This window comes from Aneurinibacillus sp. REN35 (genome assembly GCF_041379945.2).
In the GTDB taxonomy this organism is placed as follows: domain Bacteria; phylum Bacillota; class Bacilli; order Aneurinibacillales; family Aneurinibacillaceae; genus Aneurinibacillus.
This window is the reverse complement of sequence record NZ_JBFTXJ020000002.1, coordinates 228866-244509: the sequence shown is the minus strand read 5'-3', so window position 1 is coordinate 244509 and position 15644 is coordinate 228866. Positions and strand designations below refer to the sequence as shown.

Here is a 15644-nt window from a genome sequence, read left to right as displayed (position 1 = left end):
AAGTCGATAAAGCGTCTATAAATCCAGGCAGCTCCCTACCTGCTCTTCATTCACACAAAAAACCCCTTGCAGCAATATGAGTTTCCTTCTGCTGCAAGGGGTATCGTTTTTTATCCGGTGCAGAAACATTACCTTCTGCGCCCCATCATTTTGTATACGGCATAAATAGCTACCACAATAACAATCGCAATCAAAATCCCCTTCATCTTCAGCCCTCCACAACTTCGTTTCCTTCCTTTACCCGGATTCGTGTCTTTTCAATCGAATCTATCTCTCTATCGAATTACTCTGGCTTATCCACATATTTGCCGTCCTTTGGAATCTCAGTACGAGCAAAATTCGCTGCCAACTCCTCCAATCCTCGTATAAGGCGCTCGCCTGACATCGGAATGCCATGACCCGGCACGGCTAACGATGGTTTCAAGGCGGCAAGACGCTTTACAGAATCCCAAGCATCCTGCCAATTCGTAGTGAAATATGCAGGCGGTCCGTTCAATTCCTGCTCCTGCGTAAGCACCTTATAGAGGGATTCCTGCTTTACAGTGGTAAACGCATCACCGACAATCAGCGTGCGGTCCGCCCCTCGAAAAAGAGAGATGTGTCCATGCGTATGACCGGGCGTATGAATCCAGCGCCATTCCGGCATCGCAGGTATGCTTCCATCCAGCGGAAGCGGCTTTACATGCGGACTTATATCTATTCCGTGACGTGGAAGCAGCGGGGACATTTTAACCATGAGACCATGATCTGCGGATGGATCTGCCGGCGGATAATCTGATTTCCCTGTTACATATGGCATTTCCAACTCATGTGCATACACCGGTACCTGCCAATGCTCTACCAGCTCACGCAGCGCACCTACATGGTCAAAGTGTCCGTGCGTAAGAACAATCGCCTTTGGCCTGCTTCCTGCCCCAAATCGTTTCTCTGCTACTTTCATAATTGTATCTGCCGATTTTGGCATACCGGCATCCACTAACACCCATTCGCCCGGATTGTCTCTATTACCTACAAAGCATACATTCACAATCTGTATCGAAAGAAAGTATACGTCTCTACCCACTTCCTTCCCTTCACCACTCGTTATTGAAGTGACTGGAATATAAGGAAAATCATCCATCAAATACCTCCTTTACCCTTACTTCCTTTATACCCAAATCTTATTTCCCTTATCACGAGCTGATGGTTTCCTTATACTTTGAATTCTCCAGCAGTACTCTTAAGTTCCTGCGCCAGTTCGCTTAACGACACGGATGAAGCGGTAATCTCCTGCATAGAAGCAAGCTGCTCTTCTGACGAAGCAGCGATTCCATGCACACCCACTGATGCTTCTTTAGATGCTTGCGACAGCTGTGCCACAGATGCCGTAATTTGTTCCGTGCTTGCAGAGATTTGCTCTGTTGCAGCAGAGACCTCCTGCGCCTGATCGCTTACCTGCTGCACCGCCTCTAGAATGCGTTCGAAAGCTTCTCCGGCTTCGTGTACAACAAGCGTACCTGACTCTACCTGCTTCGTGCCGTTCTTCATTACTTCTACCGCATGGGTCGTACCTTCCTGAATCCGTTCAATTAACACGGCAATCTGCTCAGACGAACGACCGGATTGCTCCGCTAACTTTCTTACTTCATCAGCGACCACAGCGAACCCACGGCCATGCTCTCCCGCCCGCGCCGCTTCAATGGCCGCATTGAGCGATAAGAGATTTGTCTGATCGGCAATGTCATGAATCACTTCGAGAATCTGTCCGATTTCTTTAGACCGCTCACCTAATTCTCCAATCACAGCTGCTGTCTGTGTAACAGATGCAGTAATATTGTCCATCTCCTGTACTGTTCGCTGGATCACTTCATTCCCCTGCAATGACTCCTTAAGCACATCCCCCGCTGACTCAGACATTTGACCTGCCGACTCTGCAATGCGCTGAATAGCTACCGCAATCTCCTCTACACCTCGTCTATTCTCTTCCACTCCCTGAACTTGAATCTCAATATTGGCAGCGATATCCTGAATAGAGACCGTTACTTGATTGGTCGCTTGTGTTGATTGTTCCGCACCGGCAGATACTTCTTCAGAAGCCGCAGCCACCTGATCCGCCCTCGTATTTACCTGGTGAATAATATGCCGCAGGTGTGCTTTCATTTCATTAAAGGAGTCCGCCATCTCACCCAGCTCGTCCCTATTTTTCACTTCGATATTCTCTATGGTAAGATCACCTGCCGCAATGCGTCTCGCCGCTTCAGAGACAGCGGTCACAGGACGCGAAATCATGCGTCCACTAAAAAGAGCCGTGAATATCCCCACCGCTACAGCAAATGCACTGGTAAATACAACAACGTACTTAATGAAGTGCACTTTGTCAGAAATCACAGCGCTCTCCGCATCCAATTTCTTGTGCTCCTGCTCTTCGATTATTTGGGCCTTGGCTATAAAAGATGTAATGATTTTATTGCCCTTGGCTCGAACCAACCGTATATCTTCAGTTGTATAATTTTTCTTTTTCAGCTCAAGCATTTGATCGGCCACAACAATATATTGCTTTTGCAACGCTGTTAGAGCGTATACCTGTTCTTTTTTCTCCCCTGCCATCAGCTCGCTCATCTGCTGAGCCAGCTTCTCATACTGCTGTTTTGTCTCTTTATATTCATCCAGCGCTGCCTGATCACCTGAAATTAAAAATCCGCGGACCGCTTTTGCTTGCTTATGCCCCAATCCTACCATTTGTGTTGCCAACAACGCACTTTCTGCCTGCTGACTAATCAGATTGCTATACTTTTCGTCAATGGATGTAATTTGATATAGCCCAATGCTTGCAACTGTAACCAGAAGAAGCACAACTACAAAAAAAGCAGTGAAAAGCTTCCTTCCTACCGTCATTTTCATATATACTCCACTCCTCTTTTTATTTGTAGTAAAATGTACCTTTCTCTTACTTTATCGGCTGTTCCACCTACTTATATGAATACAAGACAAAAAAACACAGCTATGCATAAGCGCAATAGCTGTGCTGTAGTCTCTTTTATTATTCTTATAACGCTGCACTTTGCCCGGCTTCTTTTTGCCCCAAAGGTGCCAGAAGTCTGCGAAATAGCATCAGTGCATATTGGAACACAGGACTTTGAATAAACGTATAAATAAATGTAACGATAAACACCGGACCACCCAAGCCGAAACCGATAAGCAATACAAGGCTTTCCACGACAATGCGAGCCCGGCTCACCGACAGCCCTGTCTTATCCGCAATCGACAGCATGAAGCCATCTCGTGGACCCGCGCCGATGCCTGCCGCTACATACAGGCCCCCTCCGATCCCTGTAATAATAATCGCCGTTAAAATAATTACATAATCCGTCCATGTATTCGTCGCTTGGGGAAGAATATGCAGCCAGAGAAAAAAGTCCATAATCGGCCCAATCAAAAGCGCGTTTAAAAACGTACCGATATTTATATATCTACGGTCTATAATCAGCGACAGAAGCACAAGCATCAATCCGCAAAAAACAGACCACGTACCGATACTTAGACCGTATCGCTCATATAGCGCGACATTTAACACTTCCCACGGATGCAGACCAAGGTACTGCACCTTGACCGCCATTGCATTGCCCAATCCGAAAAATAACAATCCCAAAAAGAAAAAAAGATACCGTATTCCCCTCATGATTCTACTCCTATCTGAAATTATACTCAGTAAATTTATAATCACTGTAGTATATGTATCAGAAAAGAGCAAATACAACTTGCAATATTCTGCATATTAAATAAGTATATTACTTACTTTTTTGACTACACATTTGTTTACATAATAATTTTATGGTTTTGAACGTTGTTGCTATCAAGAATTAACACGTAATTTTATCTCCCTTATTTGTTCTATATGTCGCTGTTCATGCAAATATATCTGCTCAATCCATTGATCAAGGGGTAATTCACCAAGAGCAGGATGCTTAACTGATTTTTCCGCCAGTATAGATTTATCTTCTATAGTACTTAGAAAAGCTATCAATTTTTTTCTAGAATCGTTTAACAAATCAATTATTTGCTGAACGTTAAATGGTTCTGTATCCGGTTCAACGATTTTTGGAGCCTTAATACTTTTCGTTCTATCTAATATAAGATGAATGTTTTTACGTTCTTTTTGAGTACGATCCGTCTCTTTTATTCCCCATGCAATCGCCTTTATAGATGCCTCTTCCACTAAAAATAAGTGATGGCAAACCTGTGCTATACTCCACTTATTTATATCCGGCTTGCTATTAAATTGAGCATCACTTAATGAAGTAATCTCCTTTACTAGGTTATTTCTTGTTTGATACAGATTATCATTTACTAATGTATTCATGAGTGTTCTCCCTTCATCAGAAAGTATGTACTTACTTTTCTATTTTTTATAATTATGAATAAATAAACAATTTATGATATACGGTTTCAAAAGACTTATATCCATCATTTCCTCCCAATTCAGCGAAAAAGCGATGGTTAAAACCTGATGGTCTTCCCATTTGCCGTTTATCTTAACATTTTTTTGGCTATCCCTTCTTTATGAAAATCTGCTTTTTCTAATACGCGAATGGATCCAATATTGTGAGGCATCACTCCTACTTCTATACGATGTAACTACAAGTCATTAAATGCATATTGTACAATCAGCTGCACTGCTTCTGTGTGGGAGACGAACCGACTTTGAGGCATGGTAATGAAAGGCTTCGTATTGAATATTACTTCCCTTGCTATTAAAGGAATTTTATTACTAATTTGTATTTGAAATGCCGTATACTTATGATAGCTTACACTTATCAAAATTCAATGTGCAGCGCGAGATTTTTATAGTTATAAGGAGGGCTAGCTTTTGAATATAGTGTTTTTTATTATCATCCTATTTTCTTTATTCGCTTCTACAACCATTTCCTGTTGGATATTAAACAAAAAGAAAAACAAATGGTTCGGATTATTAACTGCCTTTATTGTTAATATGCTTATTCTATCCATAGCGACAATGTCCCTTTACAAATTAGATGCTCAAACATTTCATAAACAGACAGACGGATTATTTGATAGCTTAGGTATAGTGGTGTTAGTACTTCTTATCCCAATCATTACATTCTTTAACTATTTTATTATGGAATTAAAAAGAAGCATACTTCCATAACAAAATGTAACGGCCCTTCTGCTAAATAATCCATTACATAAAAGGAACCTTGTTATCTAAAGTCGAATTAACGTATCAAGGGTGCTGATGATCCAATAGGATCCATGGTGAATCATCACCAAATCCTTAGTATCCATAAACGGATACTAAACAGGCGTGTTAACGTATAGTATCTTTTCTCAAAGGAAAATCCATAATGATAATAATAGAAATGTTTTGTTACAATTTACTAAAATATACGATCATTATTTTCTCTGCTGCATTCCTGTTTTTCCTATACGATGTACGATCTAAGAAAGACACGTACCTTTATTTTAAAATGAAAACCTGGCTTCTTTATTTCAGTATGGCCATCGTATTTGCTGTCGTTGTAACTATAGTTAATTTAATAGAGAGCTTAGGTAAACATTAATTATACTCACTTCACCTACTTTCTAAGATGAGATGATTGACGTTGGGTCTTCAACTATGTTGGGACTTTCATGCATTCTGTTTATACACTGATTTGTTTGTTATCATGGGTTTGATAAGAAGAAAAAATTAGGGATAAGGAAGTTCATCATTACAGCGCATCAATTAAATATACAACAACAATATCCCTTGTCGTTTTATCCAGTAAGTATACCTGGCTTAAGCAATGACTTTCTCAACAATATGATGGTCGTTCTTTCCTATAAGACACTATCCTTTTTGAACCTGTTCAATTTTTAGGCCAAAAATTTGCGGCGGCTCGATGCCATTCATTTGAAGGTATGTTGAGAGCTGGCCCCGATGATGCATCTCATGCTCTACCAATGCCATCATAATCCTCCACGAGCTTACCTCATGTCCATGCAGTGTAGGCACTTTTTTTGCCAACAGCTCATTTCCTAAAGCCGACAATCCGTTCATCAGTTGGCTATGACAGGCTTCAAGGTAGCGAGTAATTCCTTCTATATCTTCTCCTTTACTACTGTCATGACCGGGGTAGTTCCATTCCCCGTGCTCCAATACAGATAAAAACATGAGTTGAGAGGAACCCAGATGGCGCAGAATATCCCCTGTCGAAAACTTTCCTTCCGCCGGCTTCCATTCCAGAATCGAATTTGGAACTGTGCCAACATACTGCATGGTGCGTTTACGCACGCCATCCAAAAACTTCGCAAACTCCCCCACATCATGAATCACACCCATCCCCCGCTTTCCAAAATTTTGATTCCATGTACAACTATATTTCGTATTTTGTATTGCAAAATCCTTTTTTCACCTACTTCACCGCTCTATGGCAGCACCGCAAAGGAACGCACCGGAAACCCTGATGCTTTCTTCGGTTTGGGAACAATATTAAAAATCACTGCCCCTTTTGCCGGTACCTTGTCTAAATTCGTTAACAATTCCACCTGATATGTATCCTGTTCCAATACATAATACTCTCCTAGAAGCGACCCGTTCTTTTGAAAATCAACAGCCGAGTCCGTATCAAATGTTTCATGGCCTATTGCTTTTACTTTTCTTTCTTCAAATAAAAAGGTTAACGCTTCCACCGACCAGCCAGGCGCATGGTTATTACCGTCCGTATCCTTATTTTCAAAAGCTTCCTTATCAGGCCAGCGCTTGCTCCAGTCGGTACGCAGAGCAACAAATGTCCCCTCGTCAATCCTTCCGTATTCCTCTTCAAATGTCACAATATCGTCCACCGTCAGGGTAAAATCATGATTTTTTTCCGCTTCCTTTGATTTATCAATCACAACGAGCGGCAGAACCAGCTCCTTTAATCCCAGTTCATCTAGATATCGTGTATTTCTGACAAAATGAATCGGTGCGTCAAGATGAGTGCCATACTGTCCCGCAAATGTAAAGCTTTGTGCAAAGAATCCATCATCGTGCGTAAATAATGTCTTGAATTCAGCGGAAGGAAATGCCGAAAAATGCGGTGAATCCGGACCGAATGTATGGGTTAAATCCACCCACTCCTTTTCTTTTAGCAGCTTCAATGCGTTCATTACATCGTTTGACATACCGCTCACCCCACTATATTTTTTATACTAAAAAACCCCTTCCTACCAAAATGAGAAGAGGTGCCAGTATCACATTAAATGACTCTTCTTATCTTCAGCCTGCATGCTTCTGGAGTTAGCACAGTACTTCCAAAGTCTGTTGCTGAGGCTTCCTCGGGCCAGTCCCTCTGCCTCTCTTGATAAGAATGCTATAAAGTTTATTTACTATTAAACATCGCTACGACTTTAAAAGTCAATAACGAATAGGAAAATTAAAGAAATACCTTCACTTTTTTCTTTTTATGTTTTATTTGCGTAGACAGGGGGTAATATAAAAGTACAAGCTAGTACACTCCTAACAGAAGGGACTGAGGAAGTATGGCATACTTATCAGCGACTTTGAAGGAAAGAATAGGGCTTGCGTTGAACGGAGGGTTTACTGCGCTGGCGATTGGAACGCACGCCAGAAACCGCTTCACTACTGAATAGCACCACCCCATAGCAGAGTAAAAAACAGTCGGTTCCGCTAGGAACCGGCTGTTTTCGTTTCGCTGTACCTTCTTATGGCGTAAAATTTCGTACACCGATGTAGATCTCCCAGAAAAACGAGAGACATTCCCAGGCGATCCACCATAATAAGACTGTACCAAGACAGGGCAGCCAGTTCTTTTTCCGTAAGGCTCGATGAACCAAGTACCCGCCAACAATCAGACAGCCCAAACCAAACAATCCAATGCCAAAGGCAATCAAAAAAATAAAGCCCATCTCCAACCTCCTATGAAATGCACTTGCGCCCAAGAAGTAAGCCGAAGAAAACAACCGGAAGCAGCACAATGCTTAAAGGAACGGCAATCCAGATTAGCGACCATGTAATATACCCTTCTGCAAGCAGGCGGCTGTACATATATAGAGTGTATGGAAGAGCGAGTATGACTGCCGTTACTACGCCCGGTGTATACCCGCGCAGCACCACACTCTGGATTACATGCGTCCACACATTGCCGAACAATACGTGCAGGGCAGCAACATAAAACAGGAAAGAGCCACCATACGCTAGTGTCTGGCTCGTATAAAACGTAATCACCGAGAGAAGGACAAAAATCCAGGCCACCGCAAACGAAAATTGCGCTGTCTTCATGGCAAACCGTCGTTCAAACACTGCTTGATACCGTGTGACAAGCGAGGGAAACCGATGAAGCACCTTCGTTTTGTTTTTGGTAAGCCATGTCTCCACGGTAATAATTTCTTCAAAATCATGCAGCATGAACACAATGAGAAACAGCCAAATCCATGTATACATATTAATGCTATCGAGCAGCATCCCCTCATCCTCCTCTTTTACCGCTGAAGTCCGCGCACAAAAGTATGAATGCTCGCATCCAGGAATTCCTCCGGCTGCATAGACATCATTCTTTCTCCTAGAAGACGCTGCGACATAAACATCCCCATGTTCATCCATAAAAATGCCAGAGCCTGTGCCTCTAGATTCGTATCTATAATCTCTTCTCTCGCCTGCATCTCTTGCAGATATTCAAGCAGAAGCTGCTTCAGCAATCCCGGCACCGCAGCCCACTTCTCATCAAGCCCCGGAAAGGAGCTGATCTCTTTGATGATAATCATAATGATTTCTTGATGCTCACGGACAAACTTCTGGTAAGCGGATGCAAATAAATGCAAATCCTTTTCAAGCTCCCACGAAATCTGCTGCTTTACCTGCTCCAGCACACTGCGGTCTAACGTCCACTGTTTGATAATTGCTTCAAGAATCGCTTTTTTGCTGCCGAAATGACGAAATAGTGTAACCTCATTGACGCCTGCCTCACCAGCGATTGCTTTGGTTGTCACCCCTTTAAAGCCGTGCACCTTCATCAAGGCAGTAGCCGCCTGCAAAATTCTCTCTCTTGTATCCTGTATATCCTTTTCCATCAACACTCTCCTTAATGCAAGTACTTACTTACATTATAAGTTGATAAAATAAAAAAGCAAGATATGAAAAGACCCTGCAGCGAAATTATTTCATAATGAAAGAAATTTTGTGAAAAGGAGCAAGAAGATGATTCGTTTATACAGCACTTTACTCGGCCTTAGCTTTATCTGGGGATTATCATTTGTGTTTATGAAGTGGTTGCTTGAGCCTGCGGGCGTATGGGGAACCGTGTTTTTGCGGTGTCTGGCCGGTGCTCTTATTCTTTTGCCAGCGGTTTGGTGGAAGCGGAGGGAATTTCCTACAAAGCTGCCCTGGGGATCTATAGCGGTAGTGGGAATTTGTAATGCAGCCTTCCCCTGGGGAATGATCTCGCTAAGCGAAACCCAAATAGACAGCAGCACCGCCTCCGTGCTTAATGCGACGACACCGCTTTGGACAGGATTGCTCGGTTTTTTACTGTTTTCGGCCACGCTTACCAAAAAACAGTGGGTCGGTATTTTCGTTGGTTTTTTCGGTATTGTAACATTGATGAATTTCCAGATTGGAGACCTGTTGGGACAACGCTTCATTGGTGTCGGAACCATGGTACTGGCAACGTTAAGCTATGGTTTTGCTTCGCACTATACGAAGCGGTTCTTATCCGGCATCAGCGTGCTGGCGATCACGTTTTACTCCCTGCTGTTCGGCGCGGTCGCAGGTATTGTGGGAATGCTTATAACAGAGCCCCTCACTCCTATGCTGCTGCTCGATCCTCTTTCTATTTTTGCTGTCATCGGACTTGGATGCTTCGGCTCCGGCATTGCTCACCTTCTCTATTATGATTTGATGATGCGCGGTGGACCGGAATTTGCAAGCACTGTCACTTACGTTATTCCGGTAACCGCCATGGTGTGGGGCTATCTCTTATTAAATGAGCCGATTACTCCAAACCTTATCATCGGTCTTCTCATTATTTTCACGGGGGTGTATTTATCTTCACGGTCCGCTAAGAAGCAGCCGGATAGGGATATTACATATCATCAGCAAGATAAATTTTATCACCTACGCTAATTTTTCCGGTTCGCTGTACGGATGCATACACACCAAAATAATTGCTTCTTTGCTGTGCTACTGTTTTCAAAAGGGAGGGCGACCTGTCGCCTGTATCCGGATCAATCGTGATAATCATACACCGTTCACAGTGCCGCTTGACTATGATCTCTGCTTCTCCTACGATTAGATGCTTGCCAAACCATGTCTCTTCAAGAAAAGGAATCGGCTCATAAAGGGATAGGCAAATATTGGGGCGAAAACGACGGTTATCTGCCCGCTCGCCCCAAAGCTCTTCTAGCTTGGCGAGCGATGCATCTGTCGTCAGTAAAAGGTGTTCTTCCTCGATGGCACCGATTGGAACGTGGTGCGGCGCATACTGAATCGCCGAAAGCTCTCTACCTGATGCCTCCGCAAGCCTCTTCCGGAGGGCATCACTCCCCCACATATACGTCTCCTCATTTGGAGTTGTAACCATAATATCAGGAAACCTCTCTGTGCTTTCCGGTCCGGTAAACCGAGCGCGGTATGCGACCATTTCTGGAAGCTGGGTCGCCGTCAGGAACTTCCCCGGTCTTGTCAGATCGAGGAAAGCATGACTGCGATCGCCATATAAACCATAGGACTCTATTGTTGTATTTTGAACGCTCTCCCCTTGAAATGACTTGATTGGATATCGAATGATCTCACCAATTTCTCCAATTACCATATGTCCTCTCCCCTATCTGACTATTTTATATCCTACAAAATTGACTAGATAAAGCCCCACAGCTATGATAAGCGTAAAAGGAGTTTTTGCCTATGTATTTTGAACAGTTTGAAATCGGCCAGCGTTTCACATTGGATGCCGTACTTATTACCGCTGAGGAAATCGATGAATTCGCCCGTAAATATGACCCGCAGCCGATTCATATCGATAGCGAATTTGCTGAAAACGGTCCGTTTAAAGGCATCATCGCATCCGGTCTTCACACCGCAAGCGTAATTTGGAATAAATGGGTACAGAGCAACCGATTCAGCACAGAAATCCTCGGCGGAACCGGATTGGATCATCTGCAGTGGCCCGCTCCGGTACGCCCAGGGGATCGGCTATACACCGAGGTGGAAGTTGTCGGTCAAAAACGCTCTTCCAGCGGAAAAAGAGGTCTGCTGACGTTGCAATTCACGGCATCGAATCAGGACGATACCGTCGTTCTGAAAATGCAGTGCAATGCCTTTTTGAAAACGATGCCGCAATAGAACATACATATCATTTCTTGCTGCGGTTATTTTTCTCCTTATCATCACCCTGGCCGTCTTCTTCTTCCTTTTCTTCTTTTTCTTCATGAAATTCAACAGCAGACTGAGCGGTAATATGATCAAAAGGAGTATAGTAGCTATCCGGTATTTCTTTTTTGCTGAGCATCTTCCCGATAATAATGCCAATCAGCAAAACCACGGCTCCTGTGAAGAAGACGGTAAACACAAGAAAACTATTCATTATTTACTCCTTTTCTCTCGATACTCTTCCGGTGACAAGCCCACAATCAATCGAAAATCTCTGATGAAATGCGAATGATCGTAATAACCGAGCGCTGCTGATAGATCCAGCCAATCCGTTACAGTCCCCTCGTCGATCAGTGCGGCTGCTTCATGGAGCCGATAGCGCTGAATGACCGACTTGGGTCCGACTCCGACATAGCGCTCAAACAACCGCTGCAGCATTCGCTTGTTGATCCCGGTTATACGGACTACATCCTCTACCTTACTGATTGTTCGATCATTTTGAATCGTGCTGACGAGATTACTAACAAGCTCCACATTCGCGTCCCGCTCAGGCAGATGCTCCAGTATAAAGGCTTCCACCCGGCTCACCATCTGTTCGTCATCCGGCTGTGAAAGAATCGCTTCCTCAAGAGAAACGCTGTCACTTTCGAGCACTTCCTCCACACAAAGAGAACGATCGGTCAATTCGGATACAGACTTTTGGAAAAACGGATAGAATCCCCCGGGCTTAAATTTTATGCCGATCACCCACCCATACCCTTCCAGCAGATGAGTAGATATTGATTTTGCCACACCGTAAATCCGGGTGCGGTGTTTTTCAAAAACAAGATTGACGTTGGGGTAAGGAATCAGCGTTTGAAGATGAGAGGTTTGATCCGGCAGATTCCATCTGACGATCCAATAATGCTGTATGAAATAGCCCGCATCAGAGGAAGGACCAAATCTTTTTAGCGAGAATTTCTTTTCGTTAGCCGTCGGATGAAGCAGCCCTTTTGGCAGCTTATTCTGCTCGTTTTTCATAAGCAGCCCTCCTGTCGCGTTTTTACAATACAGCTTTCCACTTTTTTCTTATAGTAAGAGTAACAGCCAGAACATCTCTTTACAATTCCAAATCTCGCACCATACAGGAGGCATACGCATGGACTTGAGTTATGAGTATTATATCGCAGTCCCACCCCAGGACGTGTGGAACGTTCTCATTTCGGATGAGGGGGTCTCACAGACGATGTACGGCTGCACCATTCGCTCGACCTTTCAGGTCGGAGACGAGCTGGCATACGTAGGCCCGGGACCGGAGGGTGACGATACAGTACATGTATACGGCAAGCTACTGGCGTTTGAACCGAACCGGATATTCAGCTATTTGGAGCATCCGGGACCCGCTTATTACCCTAACCACGCCGAGCTTACAACGCGCGTGACCATTACTCTAGAGCCGATCGGCGCTTGCACGAAGCTGAGCCTGGTCAATGACCAGTGGCCGGCCGATCACCCATCCTATGACAACACCCGGCAAGCCTGGCCAATGATTCTAAGCAATATCAAAACGTATGCAGAAACCGGGAAAACATTGGATCTGGGCAGCTAAGACGATGAAAAGCCACCTCGCAGCAGGTGGCTTTTTGTGTGGGGTCGTACGTTGCTGTCACAGAAAGGATTATGGTGTACGCAAAGCCAGCTCCACTGCCGTCTCCGCATGAATGTATGTCGTATCAAACAGAGGGACAGGAGAATCCCCATCCTTTATCAGCAGCGTAATTTCCGTGCAGCCCAAGATGATTCCCTCGGCTCCTTCCGCAACAAGCCTGCCGATGATTTCCTTATATTTCTCTTTCGATTCAGGCAAAATGGTGCCTTTACAGAGCTCATCATAAATAATATGGTGTATAGCCTCTCTATCCTCTTCTTGCGGAACAAGCACCTCCATTCCCCTGTTGAGTAATCTGCCTTTATAAAAATCCTGTTCCATCGTATATTTGGTTCCTAAAAGGCCGATTTTTGTTATGTCCTGGGATGCAATACGGTCAGCGGTAGCTTCAGCGATATGCAGAAGCGGAATTGCAACCGCAGCCTGCACTTCATTGGCCATTTTGTGCATCGTATTGGTGCAAATCACAAGAAAGTCAGCGCCCGCTCCCTCTAATTTGACGGCAATATCCGTCATCATAGCAGTCGCTTCTTCCCACTTACCTGTCCGTTGGTATTGTTCAATTTCCTCAAAGTCAACACTATACATCATGCTCTTAGCTGAATGAAGGCCGCCCAGGTGCTGCTTCACCAATTGATTAATCAAACGATAATATTCAATCGATGACTCCCAGCTCATTCCGCCAATTAAACCGATTGTTTTCATATTTTCTTCCTTTCTCTCTATCTTTTCTTATTTTTAATACAAAGGAGCGATTCGATCAATCCGATTCGTCCAAATCCCACCACTATAGTTGGGAGGTAGGCGCTTTATATCTTCTGGCGTGTCAAACCCGCTGGAAAAATCACTCCCATCTCCCCCTACGACGATGACACGAGTATCCGCCTTATCCATCCGATTTAAAAAACGGTCCGGCCAACCCCACAACCACGGCGCTATTTTTTCAGGAATATGCAGCTGTGTATGCTCCAATGCTGCTGGAACGTACCCTGTCCAGCCTACAATCAGATAAGGAAGTAAGCCGCTTTTCATCGTGGACTTTGACATCACCCGAGCCTGGGGGAGCTTTTCCTTTACGGCAGAAATCGGCCGGTCCCCACCGTATATGGTCAGCTGACGCAGGCGCTTTTCTGATAGGGTAGAGAGATACTGTGCAAGCTGTTCTCCTTCCCTCGCATCATTGCTTTTTATATGCAGCAAAAAGGATCGCTCCGGAAAATGGGCGAGAACTTCGCTCATAGACGGCATGAGCCCGATGCCTTTGCCCCGGAAAGGATACGTGTTTCCATGATCAAACGTATAGCCATATCCAATGTCTAATTTTTTCAGCTCCGCCATGGTATAGTTTTTTGGCTCGCCTTTTCCATTTGTTCGACAATCAAGAGTCCAATCATGAAACACTGCGAATTGCCCATCTTTTGTCGGTCGTATATCGAATTCAACGATATCAGCGCCAGCTCGAAAAGCAGCTTCCATGGAGGGAATCGTATTCTCTATGTACGGATGTTCCGGTTTGTATATACGCTCCGCTGTACACGTATCATTGGTTACACCTTCTATAGAAAACGTTTGCGCAAGGCCGCGATGTGCTAAAAGCAGCGGCTCGCCGGTACGTCGATCTGCAAAAAAAGAACTGTTATTTACATACATGAAAACAGCAATGATCACAAAAAACAAAAACCATTTGCGTTTCACTTTCCCCCCTCCCCTTTTACCAATTAAATGTATGTTATACATTCCACAAAACCGAAAAATCCCCTGCACCACTGAAAAAAATAGTCTGTCACCTCCTGCAGTAGAAACTGGACGAGAGAAACTGGTACAATCATAAGGAACAGGCAGTTCGTCTGCCTATGATTCAGGAGGAGCTATGCTGCAGAAATTCGGTTTTTCCCAATATGAAAGTCAAGTATATCAAACGCTAGTTACAAGCGAGGAACCTATGGACGCGACGCATATCGTTACATATTCCGGCGTGCCAAAAGCCAAAGTATACGAAGTGCTATCCCGCATGATTGAAAAGGGGATGATCCTTGATACTGTCTCAGAGAAAAAGAAGCTGTATTCCGCGCTCCCGCTATCGATCGCCATCAAGAAGCTCACAAAAGAATTTGAAGCAAACATCCAGGCCCTGCAGGCCGCAAAGCCCAAGCGAACCATCGCAGATGACCGCGTATGGAGCTTAAAAAACGGAGCATCCATTCACGCTCAATGCAAGCAGATGATTGCGGAAGCAAGCGAGTCCATTTTCATTTCGGCATGGCACGATACGTTCGCTGACTATGTACCGCTCCTAGAGGAAAAAGAGCGGCAGGGCATTGCCGTTACCGCGCTTGTCGTCGGGGAGATGGAGGCCGACCTTGCGAACGTGCACGTTCTTCTACCCGCGGATGAGCACCATAAGTTAGAGCAGTTCCAGCTCATCATCGTCGATGAGAAGACCGGTCTGTTTGCCGGAGGAGAACACGGCCGTTGGCAGGCAATGAAAACGATGTCGCCGCCGTTTGTGAAATTCTTCATCGAGTTCTTCTTTCATGATCTGGCTCTGGCAAAGATCGCCGAGAAATACGGGGATCAATTCATGCGGGATGAGGAGATACCAAGCATTTTGCTGCGCTTGCGTTATTAAAAAAAGGATGCGTCCTCATCGGA

18 protein-coding genes, 1 pseudogene and 1 riboswitch are annotated in these 15644 nt (G+C 44.4%); of the genes and pseudogenes, 4 read left to right on the top strand and 15 right to left on the bottom strand.

From position 1 onward, the window contains the following. Nucleotides 1-283: 283 nt before the first annotated feature. The 10 genes and pseudogenes from AB3351_RS04450 to AB3351_RS04405 all read right to left on the bottom strand — a co-directional run bounded on the left by AB3351_RS04450 (nucleotide 284) and on the right by AB3351_RS04405 (nucleotide 9048). Nucleotides 284-1120, bottom strand: a complete 837-nt coding sequence (locus AB3351_RS04450) for an MBL fold metallo-hydrolase (RefSeq protein ID WP_371145921.1) — start codon at nucleotides 1118-1120, stop codon at nucleotides 284-286. A 71-nt stretch (nucleotides 1121-1191) separates the two neighbouring features. Further along, complete coding sequence (locus AB3351_RS04445; RefSeq protein ID WP_371145920.1) at nucleotides 1192-2880, bottom strand: methyl-accepting chemotaxis protein; 1689 nt, start codon at nucleotides 2878-2880, stop codon at nucleotides 1192-1194. 145 nt (nucleotides 2881-3025) lie between these two features. After that, nucleotides 3026-3658 (bottom strand): YczE/YyaS/YitT family protein, encoded by a 633-nt coding sequence (locus AB3351_RS04440; RefSeq protein WP_371145919.1) that lies wholly within the window; start codon nucleotides 3656-3658, stop codon nucleotides 3026-3028. Between the two features lie 174 nt (nucleotides 3659-3832). Further along, the gene (locus AB3351_RS04435; protein ID WP_371145918.1) at nucleotides 3833-4339 is read right to left on the bottom strand and encodes a DinB family protein; all 507 of its coding nucleotides are present in this window, start codon (nucleotides 4337-4339) and stop codon (nucleotides 3833-3835) included. A 39-nt stretch (nucleotides 4340-4378) separates the two neighbouring features. Next, nucleotides 4379-4662, bottom strand: a pseudogene (locus AB3351_RS04430) (GNAT family N-acetyltransferase); the annotation flags it as partial. Nucleotides 4663-5827: 1165 nt separating this feature from the next. Further along, nucleotides 5828-6313, bottom strand: a complete 486-nt coding sequence (locus AB3351_RS04425) for a DinB family protein (RefSeq protein WP_371145917.1) — start codon at nucleotides 6311-6313, stop codon at nucleotides 5828-5830. Nucleotides 6314-6405: 92 nt separating this feature from the next. Then, complete coding sequence (locus tag AB3351_RS04420; protein WP_371145916.1) at nucleotides 6406-7143, bottom strand: cyclase family protein; 738 nt, start codon at nucleotides 7141-7143, stop codon at nucleotides 6406-6408. 85 nt (nucleotides 7144-7228) lie between these two features. Further along, nucleotides 7229-7329: riboswitch (SAM riboswitch) on the bottom strand. Between the two features lie 354 nt (nucleotides 7330-7683). Then, nucleotides 7684-7887 (bottom strand): hypothetical protein, encoded by a 204-nt coding sequence (locus AB3351_RS04415; protein WP_371145915.1) that lies wholly within the window; start codon nucleotides 7885-7887, stop codon nucleotides 7684-7686. A gap of 10 nt (nucleotides 7888-7897) precedes the next feature. Next, complete coding sequence (locus AB3351_RS04410) at nucleotides 7898-8443, bottom strand: HXXEE domain-containing protein (RefSeq protein ID WP_371145914.1); 546 nt, start codon at nucleotides 8441-8443, stop codon at nucleotides 7898-7900. 17 nt (nucleotides 8444-8460) lie between these two features. Next, nucleotides 8461-9048: a TetR/AcrR family transcriptional regulator gene (locus AB3351_RS04405; RefSeq protein WP_371145913.1), complete on the bottom strand. Its 588-nt coding sequence runs from the start codon at nucleotides 9046-9048 to the stop codon at nucleotides 8461-8463. 127 nt (nucleotides 9049-9175) lie between these two features. Between AB3351_RS04405 and AB3351_RS04400 the strand changes: the two genes are divergently transcribed. Continuing rightward, complete coding sequence (locus AB3351_RS04400) at nucleotides 9176-10099, top strand: DMT family transporter (protein WP_371145912.1); 924 nt, start codon at nucleotides 9176-9178, stop codon at nucleotides 10097-10099. Here AB3351_RS04400 and AB3351_RS04395 read toward each other — a convergent pair. After that, on the bottom strand, nucleotides 10059-10787 hold the full coding sequence (locus tag AB3351_RS04395) for an MOSC domain-containing protein (RefSeq protein ID WP_371145911.1): 729 nt from the start codon (nucleotides 10785-10787) through the stop codon (nucleotides 10059-10061). The genes AB3351_RS04400 and AB3351_RS04395 overlap by 41 nt on opposite strands. 92 nt (nucleotides 10788-10879) lie before the next feature. On the opposite strand from AB3351_RS04395, the gene AB3351_RS04390 reads away from it, so the two are divergent. Then, complete coding sequence (locus AB3351_RS04390; protein ID WP_371145910.1) at nucleotides 10880-11317, top strand: MaoC/PaaZ C-terminal domain-containing protein; 438 nt, start codon at nucleotides 10880-10882, stop codon at nucleotides 11315-11317. A 10-nt stretch (nucleotides 11318-11327) separates the two neighbouring features. Here AB3351_RS04390 and AB3351_RS04385 read toward each other — a convergent pair whose 3' ends face one another. Beyond that, entirely contained in the window at nucleotides 11328-11558 is a 231-nt protein-coding gene (locus AB3351_RS04385; protein ID WP_371145909.1) for a DUF3951 domain-containing protein, read from the bottom strand. After that, nucleotides 11558-12364: a DUF6597 domain-containing transcriptional factor gene (locus AB3351_RS04380; protein WP_371145908.1), complete on the bottom strand. Its 807-nt coding sequence runs from the start codon at nucleotides 12362-12364 to the stop codon at nucleotides 11558-11560. The genes AB3351_RS04385 and AB3351_RS04380 overlap by 1 nt, the downstream gene beginning before the upstream one ends. A gap of 118 nt (nucleotides 12365-12482) precedes the next feature. Between AB3351_RS04380 and AB3351_RS04375 the strand changes: the two genes are divergently transcribed. Then, on the top strand, nucleotides 12483-12932 hold the full coding sequence (locus tag AB3351_RS04375; RefSeq protein ID WP_371145907.1) for an SRPBCC family protein: 450 nt from the start codon (nucleotides 12483-12485) through the stop codon (nucleotides 12930-12932). A gap of 69 nt (nucleotides 12933-13001) precedes the next feature. Here the strand turns inward: AB3351_RS04375 and AB3351_RS04370 are convergent, their stop codons facing one another. Together AB3351_RS04370 and AB3351_RS04365 are read right to left on the bottom strand one after the other, a co-directional pair. Beyond that, nucleotides 13002-13697 carry an aspartate/glutamate racemase family protein gene (locus tag AB3351_RS04370; protein WP_371145906.1) on the bottom strand — a complete coding sequence of 232 codons (696 nt, stop codon included), beginning with the start codon at nucleotides 13695-13697 and terminating at the stop codon, nucleotides 13002-13004. 33 nt (nucleotides 13698-13730) lie between these two features. Then, on the bottom strand, nucleotides 13731-14729 hold the full coding sequence (locus AB3351_RS04365) for a glycerophosphodiester phosphodiesterase family protein (protein WP_371145905.1): 999 nt from the start codon (nucleotides 14727-14729) through the stop codon (nucleotides 13731-13733). Between the two features lie 133 nt (nucleotides 14730-14862). Here AB3351_RS04365 and AB3351_RS04360 point away from each other — a divergent pair, with 133 nt between their 5' ends. Continuing rightward, nucleotides 14863-15621: a TrmB family transcriptional regulator gene (locus tag AB3351_RS04360; RefSeq protein WP_371145904.1), complete on the top strand. Its 759-nt coding sequence runs from the start codon at nucleotides 14863-14865 to the stop codon at nucleotides 15619-15621. The last annotated feature ends 23 nt before the right edge of the window (nucleotides 15622-15644 follow it).

What these genes read in the sequence shown, in the direction of transcription:
- AB3351_RS04370 (WP_371145906.1), bottom strand. Translation starts at nt 13,697, where the DNA reads ATGAAAACAATCGGTTTAATTGGCGGAATGAGCTGGGAGTCATCGATT.
- AB3351_RS04365 (WP_371145905.1), bottom strand. Translation starts at nt 14,729, where the DNA reads ATGTATAACATACATTTAATTGGTAAAAGGGGAGGGGGGAAAGTGAAA.
- AB3351_RS04390 (WP_371145910.1), top strand. Translation starts at nt 10,880, where the DNA reads ATGTATTTTGAACAGTTTGAAATCGGCCAGCGTTTCACATTGGATGCC.
- AB3351_RS04420 (WP_371145916.1), bottom strand. Translation starts at nt 7,143, where the DNA reads ATGTCAAACGATGTAATGAACGCATTGAAGCTGCTAAAAGAAAAGGAG.
- AB3351_RS04415 (WP_371145915.1), bottom strand. Translation starts at nt 7,887, where the DNA reads ATGGGCTTTATTTTTTTGATTGCCTTTGGCATTGGATTGTTTGGTTTG.
- AB3351_RS04375 (WP_371145907.1), top strand. Translation starts at nt 12,483, where the DNA reads ATGGACTTGAGTTATGAGTATTATATCGCAGTCCCACCCCAGGACGTG.
- AB3351_RS04450 (WP_371145921.1), bottom strand. Translation starts at nt 1,120, where the DNA reads ATGGATGATTTTCCTTATATTCCAGTCACTTCAATAACGAGTGGTGAA.
- AB3351_RS04445 (WP_371145920.1), bottom strand. Translation starts at nt 2,880, where the DNA reads ATGAAAATGACGGTAGGAAGGAAGCTTTTCACTGCTTTTTTTGTAGTT.
- AB3351_RS04410 (WP_371145914.1), bottom strand. Translation starts at nt 8,443, where the DNA reads ATGCTGCTCGATAGCATTAATATGTATACATGGATTTGGCTGTTTCTC.
- AB3351_RS04395 (WP_371145911.1), bottom strand. Translation starts at nt 10,787, where the DNA reads ATGGTAATTGGAGAAATTGGTGAGATCATTCGATATCCAATCAAGTCA.
- AB3351_RS04440 (WP_371145919.1), bottom strand. Translation starts at nt 3,658, where the DNA reads ATGAGGGGAATACGGTATCTTTTTTTCTTTTTGGGATTGTTATTTTTC.
- AB3351_RS04405 (WP_371145913.1), bottom strand. Translation starts at nt 9,048, where the DNA reads ATGGAAAAGGATATACAGGATACAAGAGAGAGAATTTTGCAGGCGGCT.
- AB3351_RS04385 (WP_371145909.1), bottom strand. Translation starts at nt 11,558, where the DNA reads ATGAATAGTTTTCTTGTGTTTACCGTCTTCTTCACAGGAGCCGTGGTT.
- AB3351_RS04380 (WP_371145908.1), bottom strand. Translation starts at nt 12,364, where the DNA reads ATGAAAAACGAGCAGAATAAGCTGCCAAAAGGGCTGCTTCATCCGACG.
- AB3351_RS04435 (WP_371145918.1), bottom strand. Translation starts at nt 4,339, where the DNA reads ATGAATACATTAGTAAATGATAATCTGTATCAAACAAGAAATAACCTA.
- AB3351_RS04400 (WP_371145912.1), top strand. Translation starts at nt 9,176, where the DNA reads ATGATTCGTTTATACAGCACTTTACTCGGCCTTAGCTTTATCTGGGGA.
- AB3351_RS04360 (WP_371145904.1), top strand. Translation starts at nt 14,863, where the DNA reads ATGCTGCAGAAATTCGGTTTTTCCCAATATGAAAGTCAAGTATATCAA.